The 17507-nt window shown below is 36.1% G+C and carries 20 protein-coding genes and 1 tRNA gene; 8 read left to right on the top strand and 13 right to left on the bottom strand.

Annotation, left to right across the window (positions count from 1 at the left end):
* Positions 1–69: 69 nt before the first annotated feature.
* The 8 genes from BMX49_RS07295 to holA form a co-directional block, all read right to left on the bottom strand.
* On the bottom strand, positions 70–1380 hold the full coding sequence (locus tag BMX49_RS07295) for a Y-family DNA polymerase (RefSeq protein ID WP_246005113.1): 1311 nt from the start codon (positions 1378–1380) through the stop codon (positions 70–72).
* Positions 1341–1706 (bottom strand): S24 family peptidase, encoded by a 366-nt coding sequence (locus BMX49_RS07290; RefSeq protein WP_034716379.1) that lies wholly within the window; start codon positions 1704–1706, stop codon positions 1341–1343. The genes BMX49_RS07295 and BMX49_RS07290 overlap by 40 nt, the downstream gene beginning before the upstream one ends.
* Before the next feature lie 165 nt (positions 1707–1871).
* Positions 1872–3710 carry an FAD/NAD(P)-binding protein gene (locus BMX49_RS07285; RefSeq protein WP_051803532.1) on the bottom strand — a complete coding sequence of 613 codons (1839 nt, stop codon included), beginning with the start codon at positions 3708–3710 and terminating at the stop codon, positions 1872–1874.
* A gap of 736 nt (positions 3711–4446) precedes the next feature.
* A tRNA-Ser gene (locus tag BMX49_RS14690) sits at positions 4447–4531 on the bottom strand.
* A gap of 108 nt (positions 4532–4639) precedes the next feature.
* Positions 4640–4981, bottom strand: coding sequence for a fluoride efflux transporter CrcB (crcB, locus tag BMX49_RS07280; RefSeq protein WP_260242694.1), 342 nt, complete (start codon positions 4979–4981; stop codon positions 4640–4642).
* A gap of 141 nt (positions 4982–5122) precedes the next feature.
* Positions 5123–6064, bottom strand: coding sequence for a thioredoxin-disulfide reductase (gene trxB, locus BMX49_RS07275; RefSeq protein WP_034716381.1), 942 nt, complete (start codon positions 6062–6064; stop codon positions 5123–5125).
* A gap of 104 nt (positions 6065–6168) precedes the next feature.
* A complete protein-coding gene (locus tag BMX49_RS07270) occupies positions 6169–6930 on the bottom strand; it encodes an alpha/beta hydrolase family protein (protein ID WP_034716383.1) in 762 nt (253 codons plus the stop codon).
* A 143-nt stretch (positions 6931–7073) separates the two neighbouring features.
* Positions 7074–8108: a DNA polymerase III subunit delta gene (gene holA / locus BMX49_RS07265; protein ID WP_034716385.1), complete on the bottom strand. Its 1035-nt coding sequence runs from the start codon at positions 8106–8108 to the stop codon at positions 7074–7076.
* A 2-nt stretch (positions 8109–8110) separates the two neighbouring features.
* Between holA and BMX49_RS07260 the strand changes: the two genes are divergently transcribed.
* The 3 genes from BMX49_RS07260 to BMX49_RS07250 are packed head-to-tail and all read left to right on the top strand — an operon-like array spanning position 8111 to position 9737.
* Positions 8111–8545: a type I restriction enzyme HsdR N-terminal domain-containing protein gene (locus BMX49_RS07260; RefSeq protein ID WP_034716387.1), complete on the top strand. Its 435-nt coding sequence runs from the start codon at positions 8111–8113 to the stop codon at positions 8543–8545.
* 15 nt (positions 8546–8560) lie between these two features.
* Positions 8561–9136, top strand: a complete 576-nt coding sequence (locus BMX49_RS07255) for a hypothetical protein (RefSeq protein ID WP_034716389.1) — start codon at positions 8561–8563, stop codon at positions 9134–9136.
* Positions 9129–9737, top strand: a complete 609-nt coding sequence (locus BMX49_RS07250) for an HAD family hydrolase (protein ID WP_034716390.1) — start codon at positions 9129–9131, stop codon at positions 9735–9737. Before BMX49_RS07255 ends, BMX49_RS07250 begins: the two co-directional genes overlap by 8 nt.
* 130 nt (positions 9738–9867) lie before the next feature.
* Here BMX49_RS07250 and BMX49_RS07245 read toward each other — a convergent pair whose 3' ends face one another.
* Entirely contained in the window at positions 9868–10227 is a 360-nt protein-coding gene (locus BMX49_RS07245; protein ID WP_034716392.1) for a cupin domain-containing protein, read from the bottom strand.
* 210 nt (positions 10228–10437) lie between these two features.
* Here BMX49_RS07245 and BMX49_RS07240 point away from each other — a divergent pair, with 210 nt between their 5' ends.
* A complete protein-coding gene (locus BMX49_RS07240) occupies positions 10438–11181 on the top strand; it encodes a dienelactone hydrolase family protein (RefSeq protein ID WP_126337070.1) in 744 nt (247 codons plus the stop codon).
* Positions 11182–11390: 209 nt separating this feature from the next.
* Here BMX49_RS07240 and BMX49_RS07235 read toward each other — a convergent pair whose 3' ends face one another.
* The gene (locus BMX49_RS07235; protein ID WP_034716394.1) at positions 11391–12044 is read right to left on the bottom strand and encodes a CoA transferase subunit B; all 654 of its coding nucleotides are present in this window, start codon (positions 12042–12044) and stop codon (positions 11391–11393) included.
* Between the two features lie 125 nt (positions 12045–12169).
* On the opposite strand from BMX49_RS07235, the gene BMX49_RS07230 reads away from it, so the two are divergent.
* The 4 genes from BMX49_RS07230 to BMX49_RS14930 all read left to right on the top strand — a co-directional run bounded on the left by BMX49_RS07230 (position 12170) and on the right by BMX49_RS14930 (position 15159).
* Positions 12170–13957 carry an ABC transporter ATP-binding protein gene (locus BMX49_RS07230; RefSeq protein ID WP_034716396.1) on the top strand — a complete coding sequence of 596 codons (1788 nt, stop codon included), beginning with the start codon at positions 12170–12172 and terminating at the stop codon, positions 13955–13957.
* 82 nt (positions 13958–14039) lie between these two features.
* Positions 14040–14492, top strand: a complete 453-nt coding sequence (locus BMX49_RS07225; protein ID WP_034716398.1) for a hypothetical protein — start codon at positions 14040–14042, stop codon at positions 14490–14492.
* Positions 14493–14591: 99 nt separating this feature from the next.
* Positions 14592–14825 carry a hypothetical protein gene (locus BMX49_RS07220; RefSeq protein ID WP_034716400.1) on the top strand — a complete coding sequence of 78 codons (234 nt, stop codon included), beginning with the start codon at positions 14592–14594 and terminating at the stop codon, positions 14823–14825.
* A gap of 94 nt (positions 14826–14919) precedes the next feature.
* Entirely contained in the window at positions 14920–15159 is a 240-nt protein-coding gene (locus tag BMX49_RS14930; protein ID WP_126337196.1) for a type II toxin-antitoxin system RelE/ParE family toxin, read from the top strand.
* 87 nt (positions 15160–15246) lie between these two features.
* On the opposite strand, the gene BMX49_RS07210 is transcribed toward BMX49_RS14930, so the two are convergent.
* Genes BMX49_RS07210 through BMX49_RS07200 form a run of 3 tightly spaced genes read right to left on the bottom strand, consistent with a single transcriptional unit; the run spans position 15247 to position 17505 of the window.
* A complete protein-coding gene (locus tag BMX49_RS07210) occupies positions 15247–15948 on the bottom strand; it encodes a CoA transferase subunit A (protein WP_034716402.1) in 702 nt (233 codons plus the stop codon).
* Positions 15949–15959: 11 nt separating this feature from the next.
* Positions 15960–16730, bottom strand: coding sequence for a 3-hydroxybutyrate dehydrogenase (locus BMX49_RS07205; protein ID WP_034716404.1), 771 nt, complete (start codon positions 16728–16730; stop codon positions 15960–15962).
* Between the two features lies 1 nt (position 16731).
* Complete coding sequence (locus tag BMX49_RS07200) at positions 16732–17505, bottom strand: alpha/beta fold hydrolase (RefSeq protein ID WP_034716406.1); 774 nt, start codon at positions 17503–17505, stop codon at positions 16732–16734.
* Between the last annotated feature and the right edge of the window lie 2 nt (positions 17506–17507).

Here is a 17507-nt window from a genome sequence, read left to right as displayed (position 1 = left end):
AAATAGACATCGATATTAAAGCATAAAATGCTTTTGTACACAGAGATATGGATTTAATCTCCACTTAGATTAGCTTTTTCTTCCAATTGTTAAAAGTTCATCCCACTGTGTCGTAAACCGCGGACTGCGATGTTCTTTAATTAGCGCCCATTCTTTTTCACGATTACCAACCGTCGCAATTTTTACCTTATTCTTGCCAAACTTGTTATTTAGAGCGTCAATTACATCTGTAATTTCTTTACTTTCAGTTTTATTTTTGATTTCAAATAAATTAGTTTGAATCTCATTGTCAGGAACCAACTGTAATAAATTGACGCCTACTTTTTTATAACGATAGCCTGGTTTATAAATTTGCTTGAGTCCTTTCAAAGCTTCTTTAGTCAACTTTATGGTACTGTTCGAAGGACTATCTAAAGTGATTATAATTTTATTTTGATATTGATGGTCTTGTACATTTTGATAATTAGTCTGAATTGAGACTTCAATCTTCGAAGCGGAGCTTTTTTGTTGCCTTAATAAATCTGCTACTTCTGCCACATAATAACTGCAAGCTTCTTCTATCAGACTATAATCCGTAAGCTTTTTACCAAAGGATTTTGCTGTACCAATTCCTTGTTTCGCCTCAGGCAGTGCGATTAAATGCAAGCACGGTTCGTTATTTAATTCTCTCCAAAGTCGCTCACCAATAACGGTCATTTCTTTTCTAACCCAAGCCATCGGCATATTCGCAAACTCTAAGGCAGTTTGTATGTTATTTTTTTGCAATTTCTCAGCATGCTGTTTTCCTATGCCCCAAATATCTTTCACCTTTAAACTCCGAAGCAAATGTTTTCTTTTTTCTTCTGTATCCACAACATATACATCCTTATGCTCTGGAATTTTCTTGGCAAATTTATTGGCAAGTTTTGCCAACGACTTTGTTTTTGCAATCCCAACGCCGACTGGAATACCTGTGTTTTTTTCAACCGTACTTTTTATTATTGTTCCAATACTATGGAAAGCTGTTGTTGAAGAATGTGATAAATCAACAAAACTTTCATCAATGCTATACTCTTCGACTAAGGGAGAGAACAACCTGAGTGTGTTCATTACCCTATTAGACATATCACTATAAAGGGTATAATTGGAGGAAAAATAAGTAACCTGGTGGTCATCTAGAAACTTTTTAATCTTAAAAATCGGCTGAAACATTGGCATCTCAGCCAAAGCCTTTGCTTCTTTATTTGCGGCAATTACACAGCCATCGTTATTGCTAAGGACAATTACTGGTTTACCTCGTAAATCAGGCCGGAAAACCAGTTCGCAGGACGCATAAAAGCTATTGCAATCGACAAGCGCTATCATAACACTGATTTTATAATATAAGTGATCACGCCCCAAATATTTACCTCGTCCTCAAAATCATCACTCATTCTAACAATTTGAAAAGTACCGTCTAAAATCACAACAGCCAACTGATTAGTTTTCGGTGTTAAAGATTTATCAACGATGAGAACATCTTCCCTATCAATTCCCAAGGCTGCCGCCGCATCATCAATAACGCGGATATAAAATGTGGCTTCCGAATTACGAACAAGAACTGAATTCAAATCTATTCTAGGTTCATTATAGTGTGTCGCTGGACTTGAAAACCCAGTTTGAGTTGGTCGTTCTACTCTATGATTATCCTCAGCCTTTTTAATCTGTTGTGGTTGGTCTGGTTTCATGATTTTATTGATATCCCATCTAAAGTGTTCGGAAAATAAAAAATTATTAAGTTTAACAGTTAATGTAAATGATGGCTTAAATCATTATTAAAGAGTCACCAGATAATAGCCTAAGTTCTCAACAGGAAATAGAATTATGGAGCCTTTTAAAACGATCAATTAATTTTATAAGCCATCAATATCTTCATACAATTCAGTAATTGTTTCAATTTCCTCACTCACATCATTTCCCTCTATAATTTGTGCTATCCAGGATTCCACTAAAATTAAACTTGTGGCGCTGCAAGCTTGAAGGCCGTAAGAATAGGGTCTTAATCCATTAGTATGGGTGAAATTAATATCGTACAGGAAGTTATTAGCCTCTCCCGACTTGCTTATTGTTCGATAACTAGAATCAATTTGAATACCTGAAAGTTTTAATTCGGGACCATTATCAGTTGACAATATAGAGCTCTTATCTACTGATTTAGTCTGGCTCTTGTAGTCTGCTGCATTATTGAAACGAGCTGATGCTGCCCGAACTATACCCTCGTCTACCAATGATTGAAATGGAAAATCAGCTAGTTCCAGCTTCTTACCACCGCCACAATTCACGAAAAGTTGATAAGTTAATTCTTCTTTCTCACCGGCCGGCGATTCTACGATAATTTTTGTTACTCCATCATTGAAAGCATCTTCAGGAAAACTAACGAATCCCGCTTTTAGTTTAATACAATTCGCGTCATAAAGTGCCAATAGAATTTCCGCAGATTGCAAAGGTAATGCTGCTATAACATTCATCAGGAATGACATGATTTCTTTATGAAAAAAAAGATGATCTTCTGCTGACAAGAGTTCCCCGTGATAATTTAGGCTGTACATTAAATCATCCAAAGTTTCCATCCAGTATATTGGAATTTTATGCTCTATTGAATTCCTCGCGGGTATCATTTCTTCCTTCATTCCCTGAAAGGAGTTAACATAATCATGCTTGTCTGACATCAATGCAACTAGATCTTTAAAACTGAATTTTAAGTCCTGTAGTTTATCTACAACGTGAGTCAATCGATCTTTTCGGAAAGATTCTAATAAGGCCGGTCGGCATAAATCATTAAAATAGTTTTCAATGCTCATCAAACCGTCTTCATCAATTATACCTAACAATTGAGATCTAGAGAAATGACGGTATATTTCTCTGATAGGCTCTTTCTGCTCATATTGCAGATGAGGCAGCCAACCTTCGGCAGAGTGTAATATAATTTTGAAATCTGGATTAGCTTCATGTAATTCAAATAATAACTTGCCATTAACCTTGCTAAATTTCCCATGTCGATGAGCTAAACTTGTTACGACATCAAAAGCGCTTAATGATGCGCCAAGTGTACCAATCGGAAAATTATAGGAATCATTTTTTTTCGGAAGTAATTTATGAATTGGCCACGGCGACACGTAATAGCCAGCTTGCGGCTTATCCTCTCCTTTCCACTCATGACCGTTTGCAATGATGACCGTAGAGTAATTGTATCTTTCTCCTTTGCAGTCGGTAATTGTCAATTCATCGTACAAAGATTTAGATATATCCGAAACTTCACAGTTGACTTTTTGAAAAATTACAATGCCTTCTAATTCAAGAATGGCTATTAGCTTCTTAAACTGTTCCTCAAAATAATGACCTAAAGAGACTCGACTGTAAACTTCGGAATCATCAATAGGAAAATCAACAATATTTAGTTTCCTCAACAGATTTGGCTCTTGTCTTCGAAGCCAATCTCCGAAGGACTCTTGAATCATCGGGATTTCCTCGGATGAAATATTTGCAAGATTGTAGATATCAGTAGTTTTGGGATAATAAGGCATTCCCATTCCTAAAATTTCTTCCTTTTCGAATATTGTAATGTTAGAAATTTCTTTCTTTAGGTCGGCGATATTGTCTGTAATGTATTTTAGTAAATACAGCGCGGTCGGTCCGCTTCCGATAATTGCTATATTAGACAAATCACTTTTAATAATTTTGTTTTTTTTCATCTTTTTCTTGGCAATGTGCGCTAGACTGCAATTTTAATTCTCAAATTTTGTAGTGATAAAGATAAATGAATAATTTTCAATTTTATATTTAAAAAATCTATGAACTAATTAAATATTATCACTGCTAAATATTTTTAACGAAGATATCGATCCTGTCCATCCTACCTTAGAAATAAAGTCAGTCAACTTTAATCTACATTACTTGCCGTTTGAAAATTTAGATATCTAAAATTCCGGATAGCAACAGATTTTATTAGTTAGGAGATTTCTAGAAAGTTTTTATCAAAACAAACATATTTGAGGTTAGCGAATTAAAAGATTTCTATGTTTAATTAAGAGTGATTTCTATATTAATACAATGTTGCAATTGATTTAAAAAATAATTTCCTTTTAACTATTCATTTTCTTCGAAAGCTACTATTTGTTTGCAACTTAACATGATCTTCGAGAGAAGATTCTAGGTGCTCCTGCATTTCCTTAATCCAACTCAAATTAGGAATGTCTTAATACGCCAAATCATCAATAAGGCAGCTTGCATTGAAAGTAGTTAAGAGGGATTTCTACATTATAATTGAAAATTTGGAAAAAATATAAATTAAGCCGCTAATTATATATTGAATTACTCTCAAATCGTTATTAAATGAGAATTATACAGAAGTGAAAATGGTAAAACCTAAAATAATTTTTTACAAAAAAAATAACCCGCTGTAATACAACGGGTTATCTTATTGTTGGGCGGAGAACTAGGGATTCGAACCCCAGGACCTGTTACAGTCAACAGTTTTCAAGACTGCCGCAATCGACCACTCTGCCAGTTCTCCAACTAAAATAGATTTCTCTTTTTCAGTGGTGCAAATATAAAGACCTTTTCGATAGTGACCAAATTATTTTCGAAAAAAAATTTAAAGGCTTCATTATCAAAGCGAAAATTAATTCTTCACCAGCTGTAAACCAAGATATACAGCCAATAAGCCCACTAATACACTCAAAGCAATATAGATTAACAAGATGGAATAGTTTCCACTTTGCCATAAAGAAAGGTTCTCAGCGGAAAAAGTGGAGAAGGTCGTAAACCCACCACAAAAACCAGTAATGAAAAGGAACTTTAAGGAATTGTCAACCTTGATAAAGTAAGAGGTAAGAACGCCTATCAAAAAACACCCAATAATATTTACCACAAAAGTCCCCATCGGAAATGAATTCACATTCCAAACCTTTTGGGTATAATTCGAAATTAGGAAGCGCAGTACGCTTCCTAATCCGCCTCCTATGAATATGTAGATGAGGTTTCTGATTGGTTGTTAGGTATTAGGTATTAGGTATTAGAAAATAAGTTATCAAAATAAGGTTTGGATGATAAAAACTAAATTTCTTTTACTGTTTACTTGGCTCTTTTCACTTGGTTCTTCTGCCTATACTAACTCTCCCAGATATTTTTCTGAATCCATGGCGCCCATACATCCGCTTCCGGCAGCGGTGATTGCTTGTCGATAATGGCTGTCTTGAACATCACCTACAGCAAAAACACCTGGTAAATTTGTTTTTGAGGTCCCGGCAATCGTATTGATATATCCGTTTTCGTCCAAATCAATTTGCCCTGCAAATACTTCTGTGTTGGGTTTGTGACCAATGGCGATAAATATTCCGTGAACGCCGATGGTACAAGTTTCCTGAGTTAGATTATTGATCACTACTCCTCTTTCGACTAAATTATTTTCTCCTTCAATACCGATCAATTCATGGTTGAATCTCACTTCGATATTAGCCGTATTATTCACTCGGTGAATCATCGCTTTGGACGCACGCATGTAATCCTTACGTACCAAGATGGTTACTTTATTGACCAATTTTGCTAAATAGGTTGCTTCTTCTGCCGCGGTATCTCCAGCTCCAACAACGATTACATCTTTTCCTTTGTAGAAAAATCCGTCACATGTTGCACAAGCAGAAACTCCACCACCCATATATTTTTTCTCATCATCAAGACCTAAATATTTTGCCGTGGCTCCGGTTGAAATAATAACCGACTTAGCCAATATTTCTCTGTTACCCGCCCATAACTTATGAACACCGCCAACTTCCTCAGAGAATTCAGCTTTGGTGATCATTTCATAATGAACTTTAGTTTCAAATCTTTCGGCTTGTTTTTGCAAATCCATCATCATTTGCGGACCTGTAACTCCATCAGGATAACCTGGGAAATTATCAACTTCGGTTGTTGTAGTTAGTTGTCCTCCTGGCTCCAGACCAGTGAATAATTCAGGTTTTAAGTCAGCTCTAGCAGCGTAGATTGCGGCCGTAAACCCAGCTGGTCCAGATCCTACAATCACACAGTCTAAAATATTGTCTTCCATTATTGAAAATTAAATTTATAAGTACTATTTTAAAGTTTTCAAAAATCGTGATTTATTTTGGGGTAACGAAGCTTTTAGCGATGAATTTTGTCAATTCTCTTGTTTTAGTATTCATCTAGAAATTTTAAAATGTAAGTTAGAATTTCCTTTTTCTGGTCTAAGGTTCCGCTTTTATCCATATCGTTATGAATGGTATTCGGAAGTTTAATGATCGTCATACCTAACTTTTTCTGCTCTACTAAAGTTGGCGAAACGCCTTCATCGGCAGGTTGGTCGCTGGAACGCAGCGAGTAAATCTTCGGTTTTGAAAGGTGTGGAAAAGGATATCTTCTCTGATCTAAAGTAATCAGTTTCCAAACTTTATCAGGGTGTTTTTCTGCAAATAAAACACTCATATCTCCCCCATTCGAATGTCCGGAAATCGCCACTTTCTGATAATCTAAATATGGAAAATCTATTTTTAACTGTTGAAGCACAAACGCTATATTTTCGGCACCTCGATCCCAGTTCGGACGTCGTACCACTTGCGGCTTCCCTTCAACTGGAACCAAATCATCGGTTGGCAGTTCATGCTGAATACTGGCTACAAAATAGCCGTTTTGTGCTAAATTGCTGAGCAAATAGTGATAATCTAAATTGCTGTCGGGATTATTCCTGCCATATCCATGACTAAAAATAAGTACAGGAGTTTTCTTCAGGTTCAAACTTTTTTGATAATAAAAGGCGACTGGAATTTTTCGATCGCGTGTAGCGTCAAAATAATCAACGGCTTTTGTTGGTTGGTGCAAATCTTCGGCAGCGGAAATAGCCGTCGTTTTACAAGATAAAAAAAATAGGAACAAAGAAAAATAAAGTAGTTTTTTCATGGATGAATTCTTTTATTTTTAGCAATATCGATGAATGGGTGCAATGCCTGCGACCTGACCTGAATGGAGCTCTTTTTGCGGAACGTAGTGGAGCAAAAAAGCGGGAATGGAGGGCGGAAATAGTCGCCCAAAAAAATAAATTTTTAAACCTTTACTTTATACTGATCAATATGTAAAATTTTGTAAACCAGCTCCGTCAGCAAATCATTATCGGTCATATTAATGGCGCCCAAACCTTTGCTTTTCAGATCAATTTCGCGTAAAATAGAAATGGCCCGCGTGCAATGTTTCAGAGAATAGAAGCGGGATGCGTCTGCAAACTGCGTCAGGAAAAAAGGAGCTATTCCCATAGCGGCGGCCTGATTTTGGGGCGACTCGCCTTTCATGGTCTGAAAAATAATGAGGTTGGAGAAAAAGTTATACAGATTTCCAATCGTCATGACCAAAGTGTGCGTTTTTGATTTACCCATATAGTGAGCGATTTTGAAAGCATTGATTTCGTCCTTTTTTCCAAGAGCTTTGATCAGTTCAAAAACGTTAAAATCTTTGCTGATTCCGATATTCGTTTCAATGATTTTTTCATCCAGCAATTCGCCTTCTTTTAAAATCATTTTCAATTTCTGCAACTCGTTGGAAATCCGCGATAAATCGGTCCCTAAATACTCGCCCAGCAAAGTCGGAATATTGGGTTTAGCCTTGAGTCCAATTGCTTTGATTTCACCATCGATCCACTTGGCAATATTGTAATCCCTGATTTTTTCACTTAGAAAAATCATTTTCTTTTTGGTCAAAATTTTGGCAAATGCTTTTCGAGCATCTACTTTTTTGTACTTATAAGCGATAACTAAAAGGGTGGATTCTGCCGGATTTTCAACATAGGCGAGCAAAGCTTTACTTTCGGGATCTGTCAGGGTAATATCTTGAGCTTCTTTTATGATGATCACCTGCTTGTCGCCCATCATGGGAAACTGCCTTGCGAGAGAAAGCACTTCGGAAAAAGTGGTGTCTTTTCCATAAACGACCGTTTGATTAAAAGCCTTTTCATCTTCCTCTAAAACATCGTTTTCAAATGACTTCAAAGCCACGTCCATAAAAAAAGGTTCTTCACCATGAAAAAAATAAATAGGTAAAAGCTCTTTATTTTTGATATTTTTGAGGATTAAATCTAATTCTTTCATAAATGGAACTGCCGAAACTGAATTTTAAGGAGGATTTTGACTTTCAAATCAAGAGAGACAAAGATAAGTTTTTTATTTATGATTTGGGTCGAAAGTCATGGTTCCTGCTCACGCCCGAAGAATGGGTGCGACAACATTGGGTGCATTATTTTCACTTTGTTAAGGGTCGAAATTTGTCCTCTTTAATTTTAGAGAAGAAACTAGTTCTGAACGGAACGACGAAGCGAATTGATCTGCTGGTTACTGAAAAAACGGCGGCTAAAATTTTGGTGGAATGTAAAGCGCCCCATATTAAACTGACAGAAAAAACCTTTGAGCAAACAGCGAGATATAATTCAATTTTGGAGGCAGAAGAAATTATTTTAAGTAATGGATTGCAGCATATTTTTGCCAAGTATGTCGATAATAGGTATGAATTTTGCCAATTTGATTTTTAACTCGAACAAATAATCATGAAAAAACTTTCTCTCCTCTTACTTTTAGGTGGTTTCTCAACGATTCAGGCACAAGAAATCAGAGAAATTTTTATTGACCAAAATGGTATTAAATCGATTGTCAATTTAGTTTTAAATGATGTTTCAATTTCTATTGATACCAAAGGAAATTTGCTTCAAATAAATTTGCATTCAGGCGATAAAAGACTGCTGAACAATAATACGAATGCCACTTTTCAAAATGATACAGAAATCGACTACAGAGATCCTAAATCTTCGTATTCAAAAGATGATAATCTCGAGTATTACGATAATTTTTACGATTACAGCAGTGGTAAATTGAAGACCGTTAATAAATTCAACTTCGATTATTATGACGGTTTTTATTCCTATCAAAAAGGAAATGTAAAATCAATTGGTGACGTAAAATTCACGTATTATGATCAATTTAATTCCCATGAAGAAGGAAAGATAAAGTCTATTGGAAACGTCACTTTCACTTATCATGATAACTTTTATCCATATAAGTCAGGCAAATTAAAATCGATAAAAGGAAACAAGAACAACATTAAAATAAACGTATTTAATGATTAAAAATATTATTTTCGACTTCGGCGGCGTGGTGATGGATTGGAATCCGCGCTATTTTTTCAAGGATCATTTTAAGGATGATGAAAAGATGGAGCATTTTCTAAAAAAGATCGTGACCGATGACTGGAATGGCGAACAAGATCGCGGCCGGACTTTAGCAGAAGGAACGGAAATTCAGGTGGCAAAACATCCAGATTGGGAAATGGAAATTCGGGCTTATTATGATAACTGGACGACCATGTTAAAGTCTGATATTCCTGCTAACGTTGCTGTTTTAAGAAAACTCGAACATTCAGAATATGAACTTTTCGGTTTGACGAATTGGTCAGCAGAAACTTTTCCCTACGCTTTAGAAAATTATGATTTCTTCCAAATATTTGATGGGAAAATCGTAGTTTCTGGAACTGAAAAATTGATTAAACCTAATCCAATAATATGGAACGTCTTATTGGAACGTTACCAAATTAAAGCTGAAGAATCGGTGTTTATTGATGATAACGCGAAAAACATTGAAGTTGCACAAAGTCTGGGATTTATGTGTGTTCATATTAAAGAAGATACCGATTTGGAAAGGGAACTTGGAGAGTTGGGAGTTGAGTTTTAATTGCCCTCAACCTAAATCCCTCTCTAGAGGCGAGGAACTTTCAGAGTTTATTTTAATAAATAGAAGTGAAAAACCTTTTCGAAATAAGAGATTTTTCACTTCGCGTTGCTGCGTTAACAATGACAATATCCTACTCTTCCCTATTAACTAAATCCATCGAAAAAGCAGGAAGGCAAATCGCTAAATAATCGCAAGGATCTTCAAACGGATTGCTATATTTTACGCGCGCTCCCTTTTCAATTATAATGCTTTGACCAGTTTCTAAAACGACAATTTCTCCATCAATTTCAAATTGCTTTTTTCCATTGATAATGTAAGTGAACTCATCAAATTCTGGCGTTTGAAAAGGTTCGCTCCAGTGTGGCGGTGCCACCATGTGCGCAATTGAGATATTTGAATGATCGGTTGAGTTTCCCCAGATCTCTTCGATGAGTTTTCCATCGGTGGTGGGAACAATGAATGGTGATTTTTGTATTTCAAATTTTGACATGATTATTTTTTAAGAGGTTTAAAATTACAAATTTAATTTAGAGCGTAATTTAATTTAACTCTAATAATTGCCTTGGTCATTCTATTTACTGTTTTACTTTTACAATTCTCTTTCCAATCATTAATAAAATCAATGAAAATCATTTTAAATTTTTCTGGTAACGTAAGGAACTTTGTGTGTAATTTTAACCTAAAATAAAAATAACAAATAATGATACGATCACTTTTTTTAGCAGGACTCTTTTTGGCGTCAAGTAATGTTTTCAGTCAAAAACTCAACAAAGTTTCTTATCAAGACGGAACACAAAAACTTAACGGCTTGATGACTTCCAATGCAGGAAAAAAACTGCCGGGAGTTTTGATTTTACCGGCTTGGAAAGGTATTGATGAGGAAGCAAAAATGGCTGCGGCAGAATTAGAAAAACAAGGTTACATTGCTTTCATCGCTGATATTTATGGAGAAGGAAACATTCCGACCGATAATGCTTCTGCTGGAAAAGCGGCTGGATATTACAAACAGAACTTCGAAGCGTATCAGAAACGGATTTCTCTTGCTTTGGATCAACTGAAAAAAAGTGGCGCTAATCCAGAAAAAATTGCGGTTATAGGGTATTGTTTTGGGGGAAGCGGTGCTTTGGAAACTGCTCGAGCCAATATGCCAGTTGCCGGCGTGGTGTCGATCCATGGAGGTTTAGGTAAAGATGCAGCCAGACCAAATCAAATGCTTTCCACGAAAATTCTGGTGGAACATCCGGCTAATGATGAGAGTGTTTCTGCCGCAGATTATGCGCAACTGGTGAAGGAAATGGAGGATGGAAAAGCAGATTGGCAAATCATTACCTATGCAAATTCTAAACATACTTTTACAAATCCGGAATCAAAAGATTATAATCCAGTGATGGCGATGAGAGCTTGGAATCATACTTTGATGTTTTTGAAAGAAATTTTGAAGTAATTATTTTCTGATTATTTTTCCTGCAAGATCGGAAGATATGTTTTTGTCATTCTGACGAAGGAAGGATCTCAATAAAATAAATTATCCCGAAGATTTAGCTGATAACGCAGATCGAATTCGTTCCAATTTTAAATCTGCTGAATCTGCGAGATCAAAAAAATCCTTTTCAAAACTGAAAAGGATTTCTTTGTATATCAAATGATTTGATGCTAAAACTGCATTTCAGGGATTTCTCCTTCGATGATTAAATCAGCTTCCGTAGATTTTACAATATCCTCAACAGAAACCCCAGGCGCTCTTTCCAAAAGTTTAAAACCGTTTGGGGTGACTTCTAAAACTGCCATTTCAGTGACTACTTTTTTCACGCAGCCTACTCCAGTTAAAGGAAGCGTACAGTTTTTCAAAATTTTACTTTCTCCCGCTTTATTCACGTGCATCATTGCCACGATAATATTTTCAGCTGATGCAACTAAATCCATCGCTCCACCCATTCCTTTCACCATTTTACCGGGAATCTTCCAGTTGGCGATATCTCCTTTTTCAGAAACTTCCATCGCTCCAAGAATAGTGAGATCTACCTTTTTACTTCGGATCATTCCGAAACTGAACGCAGAATCAAAAAAGGAAGCACCTGGAAGCGTAGTGATGGTTTGCTTTCCCGCATTAATCAAGTCTGGGTCTTCTTCTCCTTCGAAAGGAAAAGGTCCCATTCCGAGAACACCGTTTTCACTTTGAAATTCCACAGAAAGATCGGGAGAAACGAAATTAGCAACCAAGGTCGGAATACCAATTCCGAGGTTGACGTAATAGCCATCTTTTACTTCTTTGGAGATGCGCTGCGCGATTTGTTCTTTTGTAAGCATAATGTAAACTTGAACTGCAATTTATTGCTTTTTCAATTCCTATACAAATGGTATTGAGACAATCTATAGTATGACCTAACCAAACCGATTAATATCTCTAATTTTGCAGCCTACTATTTTTAAAAATGAAAACACTATTCCGATATTTAAAACCACATAAATGGTTGCTGATTTTGGCTTTGGCTTTGGCCACCATCAATCAGGTTTTTTCTTTGTTTGGGCCTGCGATTACAGGAAAGATCCTGGATCAATTGGTCACGAATCCTAATTTTTTTGATAAAGAAAAACTCTTAAGCAGAAGTTTGGAGGAATATTTATACGGCACCACGATGTATCACGGCGCTTTTTATTTTATAGGATTGCTTATCGGAGTTGCGATGGTCAGTCGGATTGCAAAAGCTTTTCAAGATTACACCTCAAGTGTTATTACCCAAAAATTTGGAGCCAATATTTTCACCGATGGTTTGCAGCATTCCATGGCGTTGCCTTTTCAGGAATTTGAAGATCAGAGAAGTGGTGAAACCTTATCGATTTTAACGAAAGTAAGAGAAGATTCGGTAAAATTCATCAACAATTTCATTAATATTTTCTTTGGAATTTTGGTCAGTATTATTTTCGTTTCTGTTTACGCAATTCAACTACACTGGGCGATCATGCCGGTTTATGTGGTGGGAATATTTTTCATCGCCTTTATCACTAATTTATTAAGTAAGAGAATTAAAAAGATTCAGAAAAACATAGTTGCGCAGACGACCAGTTTGGCGGGGAGTACGACCGAAAGTTTACGAAATATTGAAATTGTGAAAAGTTTGGGTCTGACTCAGCAGGAAGTCAAACGACTGAATAGTAACACCTACAAAATTTTAGGCTTGGAATTGAGAAAGGTGAAAAGCATTCGTTCATTAAGTTTTATTCAAGGAACCTTGGTGAATTTTCTGCAACAAATGATCACGTTGACTTTGCTCTTTTTAATTTTTAAAAACATCGTGACGCCGGGGCAATATCTTTCGCTAATGTTTTATGGATTCTTTATTTTCGGGCCGATGCAGGAGATCGGAAATATCATTATTTCTTATCGGGAAGCGGAAGCTTCGTTGTTTAACTTCGATACTTTGATGAAAAAGCCAACAGAAGAGAAACCGATTAACCCGAAGAAAATTGGCGCGATCAACAGTTTAAAATTCTCGAATGTTGATTTTAAACATCAATCTGCGAGTTACAAAGCTTTGAACAATATTTCTTTTGAGGTTAAAAATGGGGAAACGATCGCCTTCGTAGGACCGAGTGGCGCTGGAAAAAGTACGTTGGTAAAATTACTGGTTGGATTATACCGTCCGAATGAAGGCTCAATCTATTACAACCATATTAATGGAAATGAATTCGATATTGATGAATTGAGAAATCAGATAGGTTTTGTGACACAGGATACGCAACTTTTCGCAGGAACCATTAAAGAAAATTTACTTTTTGTCAATCCAGAAGCAACGGATCAGGACTTGAGTATGGCGTTAAGAAAATCAAGCGCGACGGCCTTGATTGAAAGAGCAGAAGAAGGATTAGATACCGTCATTGGTGAGGGTGGATTCAAATTAAGTGGTGGCGAAAAACAAAGAATAGCGATCGCCAGAGCTTTGTTAAGAAAACCACATTTGCTTATTTTCGATGAAGCAACGTCTGCGTTGGATAGTATTACGGAAGAAGCGATTACGACTACGATCAGAGAAATTTCTGCCGAAAAAGCCCAGATCACCATATTAATCGCGCACCGATTGAGCACCATTATGCATGCCGATCGAATTTATGTTTTGGAACGCGGAAAGGTGATTGAAATGGGTTCTCATAATGATCTGTTGGACGATAAAGGATTGTATTATGCGATGTGGCGTCAGCAGATTGGGGAGCGAAAGATGTAATGAATTGATTCTTCAAGTTTACTGAAATACTTTCTTTTGATTGGTTATATTTGATTATTAAATTAATAATAGAAAGTAATCAATGATGTTAAAAGAAAAAATAAGAAGTCCGCAATTTTTGTTGGTTGTAGCGAGCATGGTGCTTTATATACTATGCTTATTTTTCACCCCTTTTTACGTTGCCAATAAGGAAGCTGATGTCTACTCCAATTCACTGTTTATGGTATTGTTGGGATGGATGGCAATCTTAGGTGGCGGATTAATCCCAACGATTATCTGGTTAGCAAATCCCCTCTTTCTTTTTGGTGGATTTTTGATACTCAATAAAGAAAAAGTTGGAGTTATACTAGTAGGTTTATCTGTAATTCTTGGCCTCTATTTCACAACACTTGATTCTATTATAGATGGTGAAAGTGGCGCAACTACAGAAATCACAAAACTTGGAGCTGGGTTTTATCTTTGGATTTCAAGTTTTATTGCGATGTTTTTTGCTGGAGTTTGCATGTTTAGAAATAAAAATTTAAATAAATTTTAAATTACGCTTCTCAGGGTTCTCTATGCAACTCTCTTATTTCTTTTTCTCGATTTAAAATTTAGAAAGGAATTTGTACATTTGAAATAAATTAATTCAGTTATGGATTTACAAACTCGAAAATTAAATTTAATTTCCTATCTCGCACAATTGCAAGACGAAAATTTTCTTAGGAAAATAGAAAATTTCATTCTTAGTAAAAAACAAAATGACGCTGATTTAAAGCCGTTTACGGAAGACGAATTGATAGTAAGAATTAAGAAATCTGAAGAAGATTTCAAAAGCGGGAAATATAAAACTCTAAATGATTTAGAGGAAATTTCTGCTGATTGGTAAATAATGGAAATAATATGGACCGATTTTGCTATAGAAAATTTGAAAGTCACTTTTGATTTTTATGCTTTTAAAGTCAATAGAAAAGTAGCATAAAATTCAGAGCCAAATTCTAAACACTACAAAACAGCTCGTAAATCATCCTTCTTCTGGTCAAAAAGAACTACTTCTCGAAATGTTGGAAAAAGAATATAGATATATTTTGAGTGGAAATTATAAAATAATCTATAAAGTTGAAGATTCTTATATCATAATTACTGATGTTTTTGATGCGCGCCAAAATCCAAGTAAGATGAACGGTGGAAAAAAAATTAATAGCATTATTCGACTGAAATGAAATAGCTTACTTCCAGCCTAAAAAAAACATTTCCCTCTCGAGAAATGCTTCTTTATCATTATTAAAAGTCATTCAATCCAAAAATTTCTAAGGTCTTTTTCGAACCGTTCTCTGTTCAATTCTTTTCTCAAATTTCTCTCCCTGGAAAATTCTTTGAACCATAATTCCCGGAATGTGAATTTCATTCGGATCAAGTTGTCCTGGCTCTACTAATTCCTCCACTTCGGCGATGGTTATATTGCCACTTCCTGCCATTGGAGCATTGAAGTTCCTTGCCGTTCCTTTGAAAATTAGATTTCCAGCGTGATCACCTTTCCAAGCTTTTACGATGGAATAATCTGCTTTGAAAGCGTGTTCTAAAATATGCATTTTACCATCAAATTCTTTGGTTTCTTTTCCTTCTGCTACCTCTGTTCCGTAACCTGCAGGAGTATAAAAAGCCGGAATTCCATGTTGGGCTGCGCGGCATTTTTCGGCTAAAGTTCCTTGTGGCGTTAATTCTACATCGAGTTCACCGGAAAGCATTTGTCTTTCGAATTCTGCATTTTCGCCGACGTAAGAAGCGATCATTTTCTTGATCTGTTTTTTCTGTAAAAGTAAACCCAAACCAAAATCATCAACTCCGGCATTGTTTGAAATGCACGTTAAATCCGTAACATTGCTTTCTACCAAAGCATTAATTGAATTTTCAGGAATGCCACAAAGGCCGAATCCACCGACGATTAAAGTCATTCCATCACTGATTCCAGCGATGGCTTCTTTGGCATTTTTTACTCTTTTATCAATCATAATCTTAACTTTTATTGTGCACTCCAACCTCCATCCAACGTAAATGTGGAACCGGAAACGGTGGTTGCATTTTCTGCAGCTAAAAATACGGCAATTTCTCCTAATTTCTCAATCGGAACAAAACTTTTTACAGCTTGTTTTTGCAACATCACGTTTTCTACCACTTCTTCTTCGCTCATATTATGTGCTTTTGCCTGATCTTTAATTTGACCTTCGACCAAAGGTGTTTTCACATAACCTGGACAAATCGCATTGCAAGTCACATTAAAAGGAGCACCTTCCAAAGCCAAAACTTTGGTCAAGCCCACTACTCCATGCTTTGCGGTCACGTAAGCCGATTTAAATTCAGAAGCGCGAATTCCATGAACTGAAGAAACATTAATAATCCTCCCGAACTTTTGGTCTTTCATTTTCTTGAAAACCGCTTTTGTGGCATAGAATACGGAATTCATATTTAAGGCAATGATCTGCTGGTATTTTTCAATCGGAAAATCTTCAATGGGAGAAACGTGCTGAATTCCGGCATTATTGACAAGAACTTCAACAGAACCCATTTCAGCATAAGCGAAATCTACCAATTCCTGAACACCTTCTGGAGTCATTAAGTTTGAGTTTTTGAAAACGGTTTTTACACCGTACTTCTCTCCGATTGATTTTGCGATTTCTGCGCCATTTTCTTCCAGTCCATTAAAAACAATGTTGTCACCATTCTTAGCAAAAGCTTCGGCGATTCCTAAACCGATTCCGCTGGTACTTCCTGTTATTAAAACATTACGGCTCATTTTATAAAAATTTTAGTAATTCTTGATTCAGTTTTTCTGCTTGATCTAAAACGATTCCATGACGGGAATTTTCGATGACTACTAATTTAGCATTTTTCATTTTACTGGAGTATGCTTTTTTGTAATCTACAGAAGTGTAGTCCATATCTGATGCAAGAATTAAAGTCGGATGTTTAATTTCTGAAACTTTATCATCTAAACCCCACTCCATTAAAGAACCGAACGTATTAAGATAGGCATCTTCATCATTATCGATAATTCTCTGGTGGAATTCTTTTCGCCATTTCTCTTGGCTCTCTTCAGGAAACATTCCTTTCGAAATGGTTTCGGCTAAGGCTTCAAATCCTTGCTCTTTAATAATTTTAGTTCGTTCAGCGAGAATATCAATTCCAGAATCTTTCGCATTATTAAAGTCGGGTCCAGAATTGACAATAACTAATTTCTCGACCATTTCGGGATGCAAATAAGCCATGTTAAAGCACACTGCGCCGCCCATTGAAAAACCTACAAAACTTGCTTTTTTAATTTTTAAAAATTTCAACAACTGAAAAATATCTTCCGTCATTATTTCTACACCTTGTTGTTTTGGAACCCTTTCAGAATTTCCGTGGGCTCGAAAATCAGGTGCAATCACTCTAAACTTCTGGGATAAAACCGGGATCTGAAGATCCCAGTCTTTTTTTGTTGAGCCTAAACCATGCAGTAGTACAACGACTTCTCCTTTACCAACATCTGCATAATCTAAATCAATCCCATTAATGGTTGTTAAAGCCATTG

The organism is Kaistella antarctica (assembly GCF_900109615.1).
Lineage (GTDB): Bacteria > Bacteroidota > Bacteroidia > Flavobacteriales > Weeksellaceae > Kaistella > Kaistella antarctica.
Note: the sequence above shows the minus strand (reverse complement) of the source record. Positions and strands in the feature narration are given on the sequence as shown.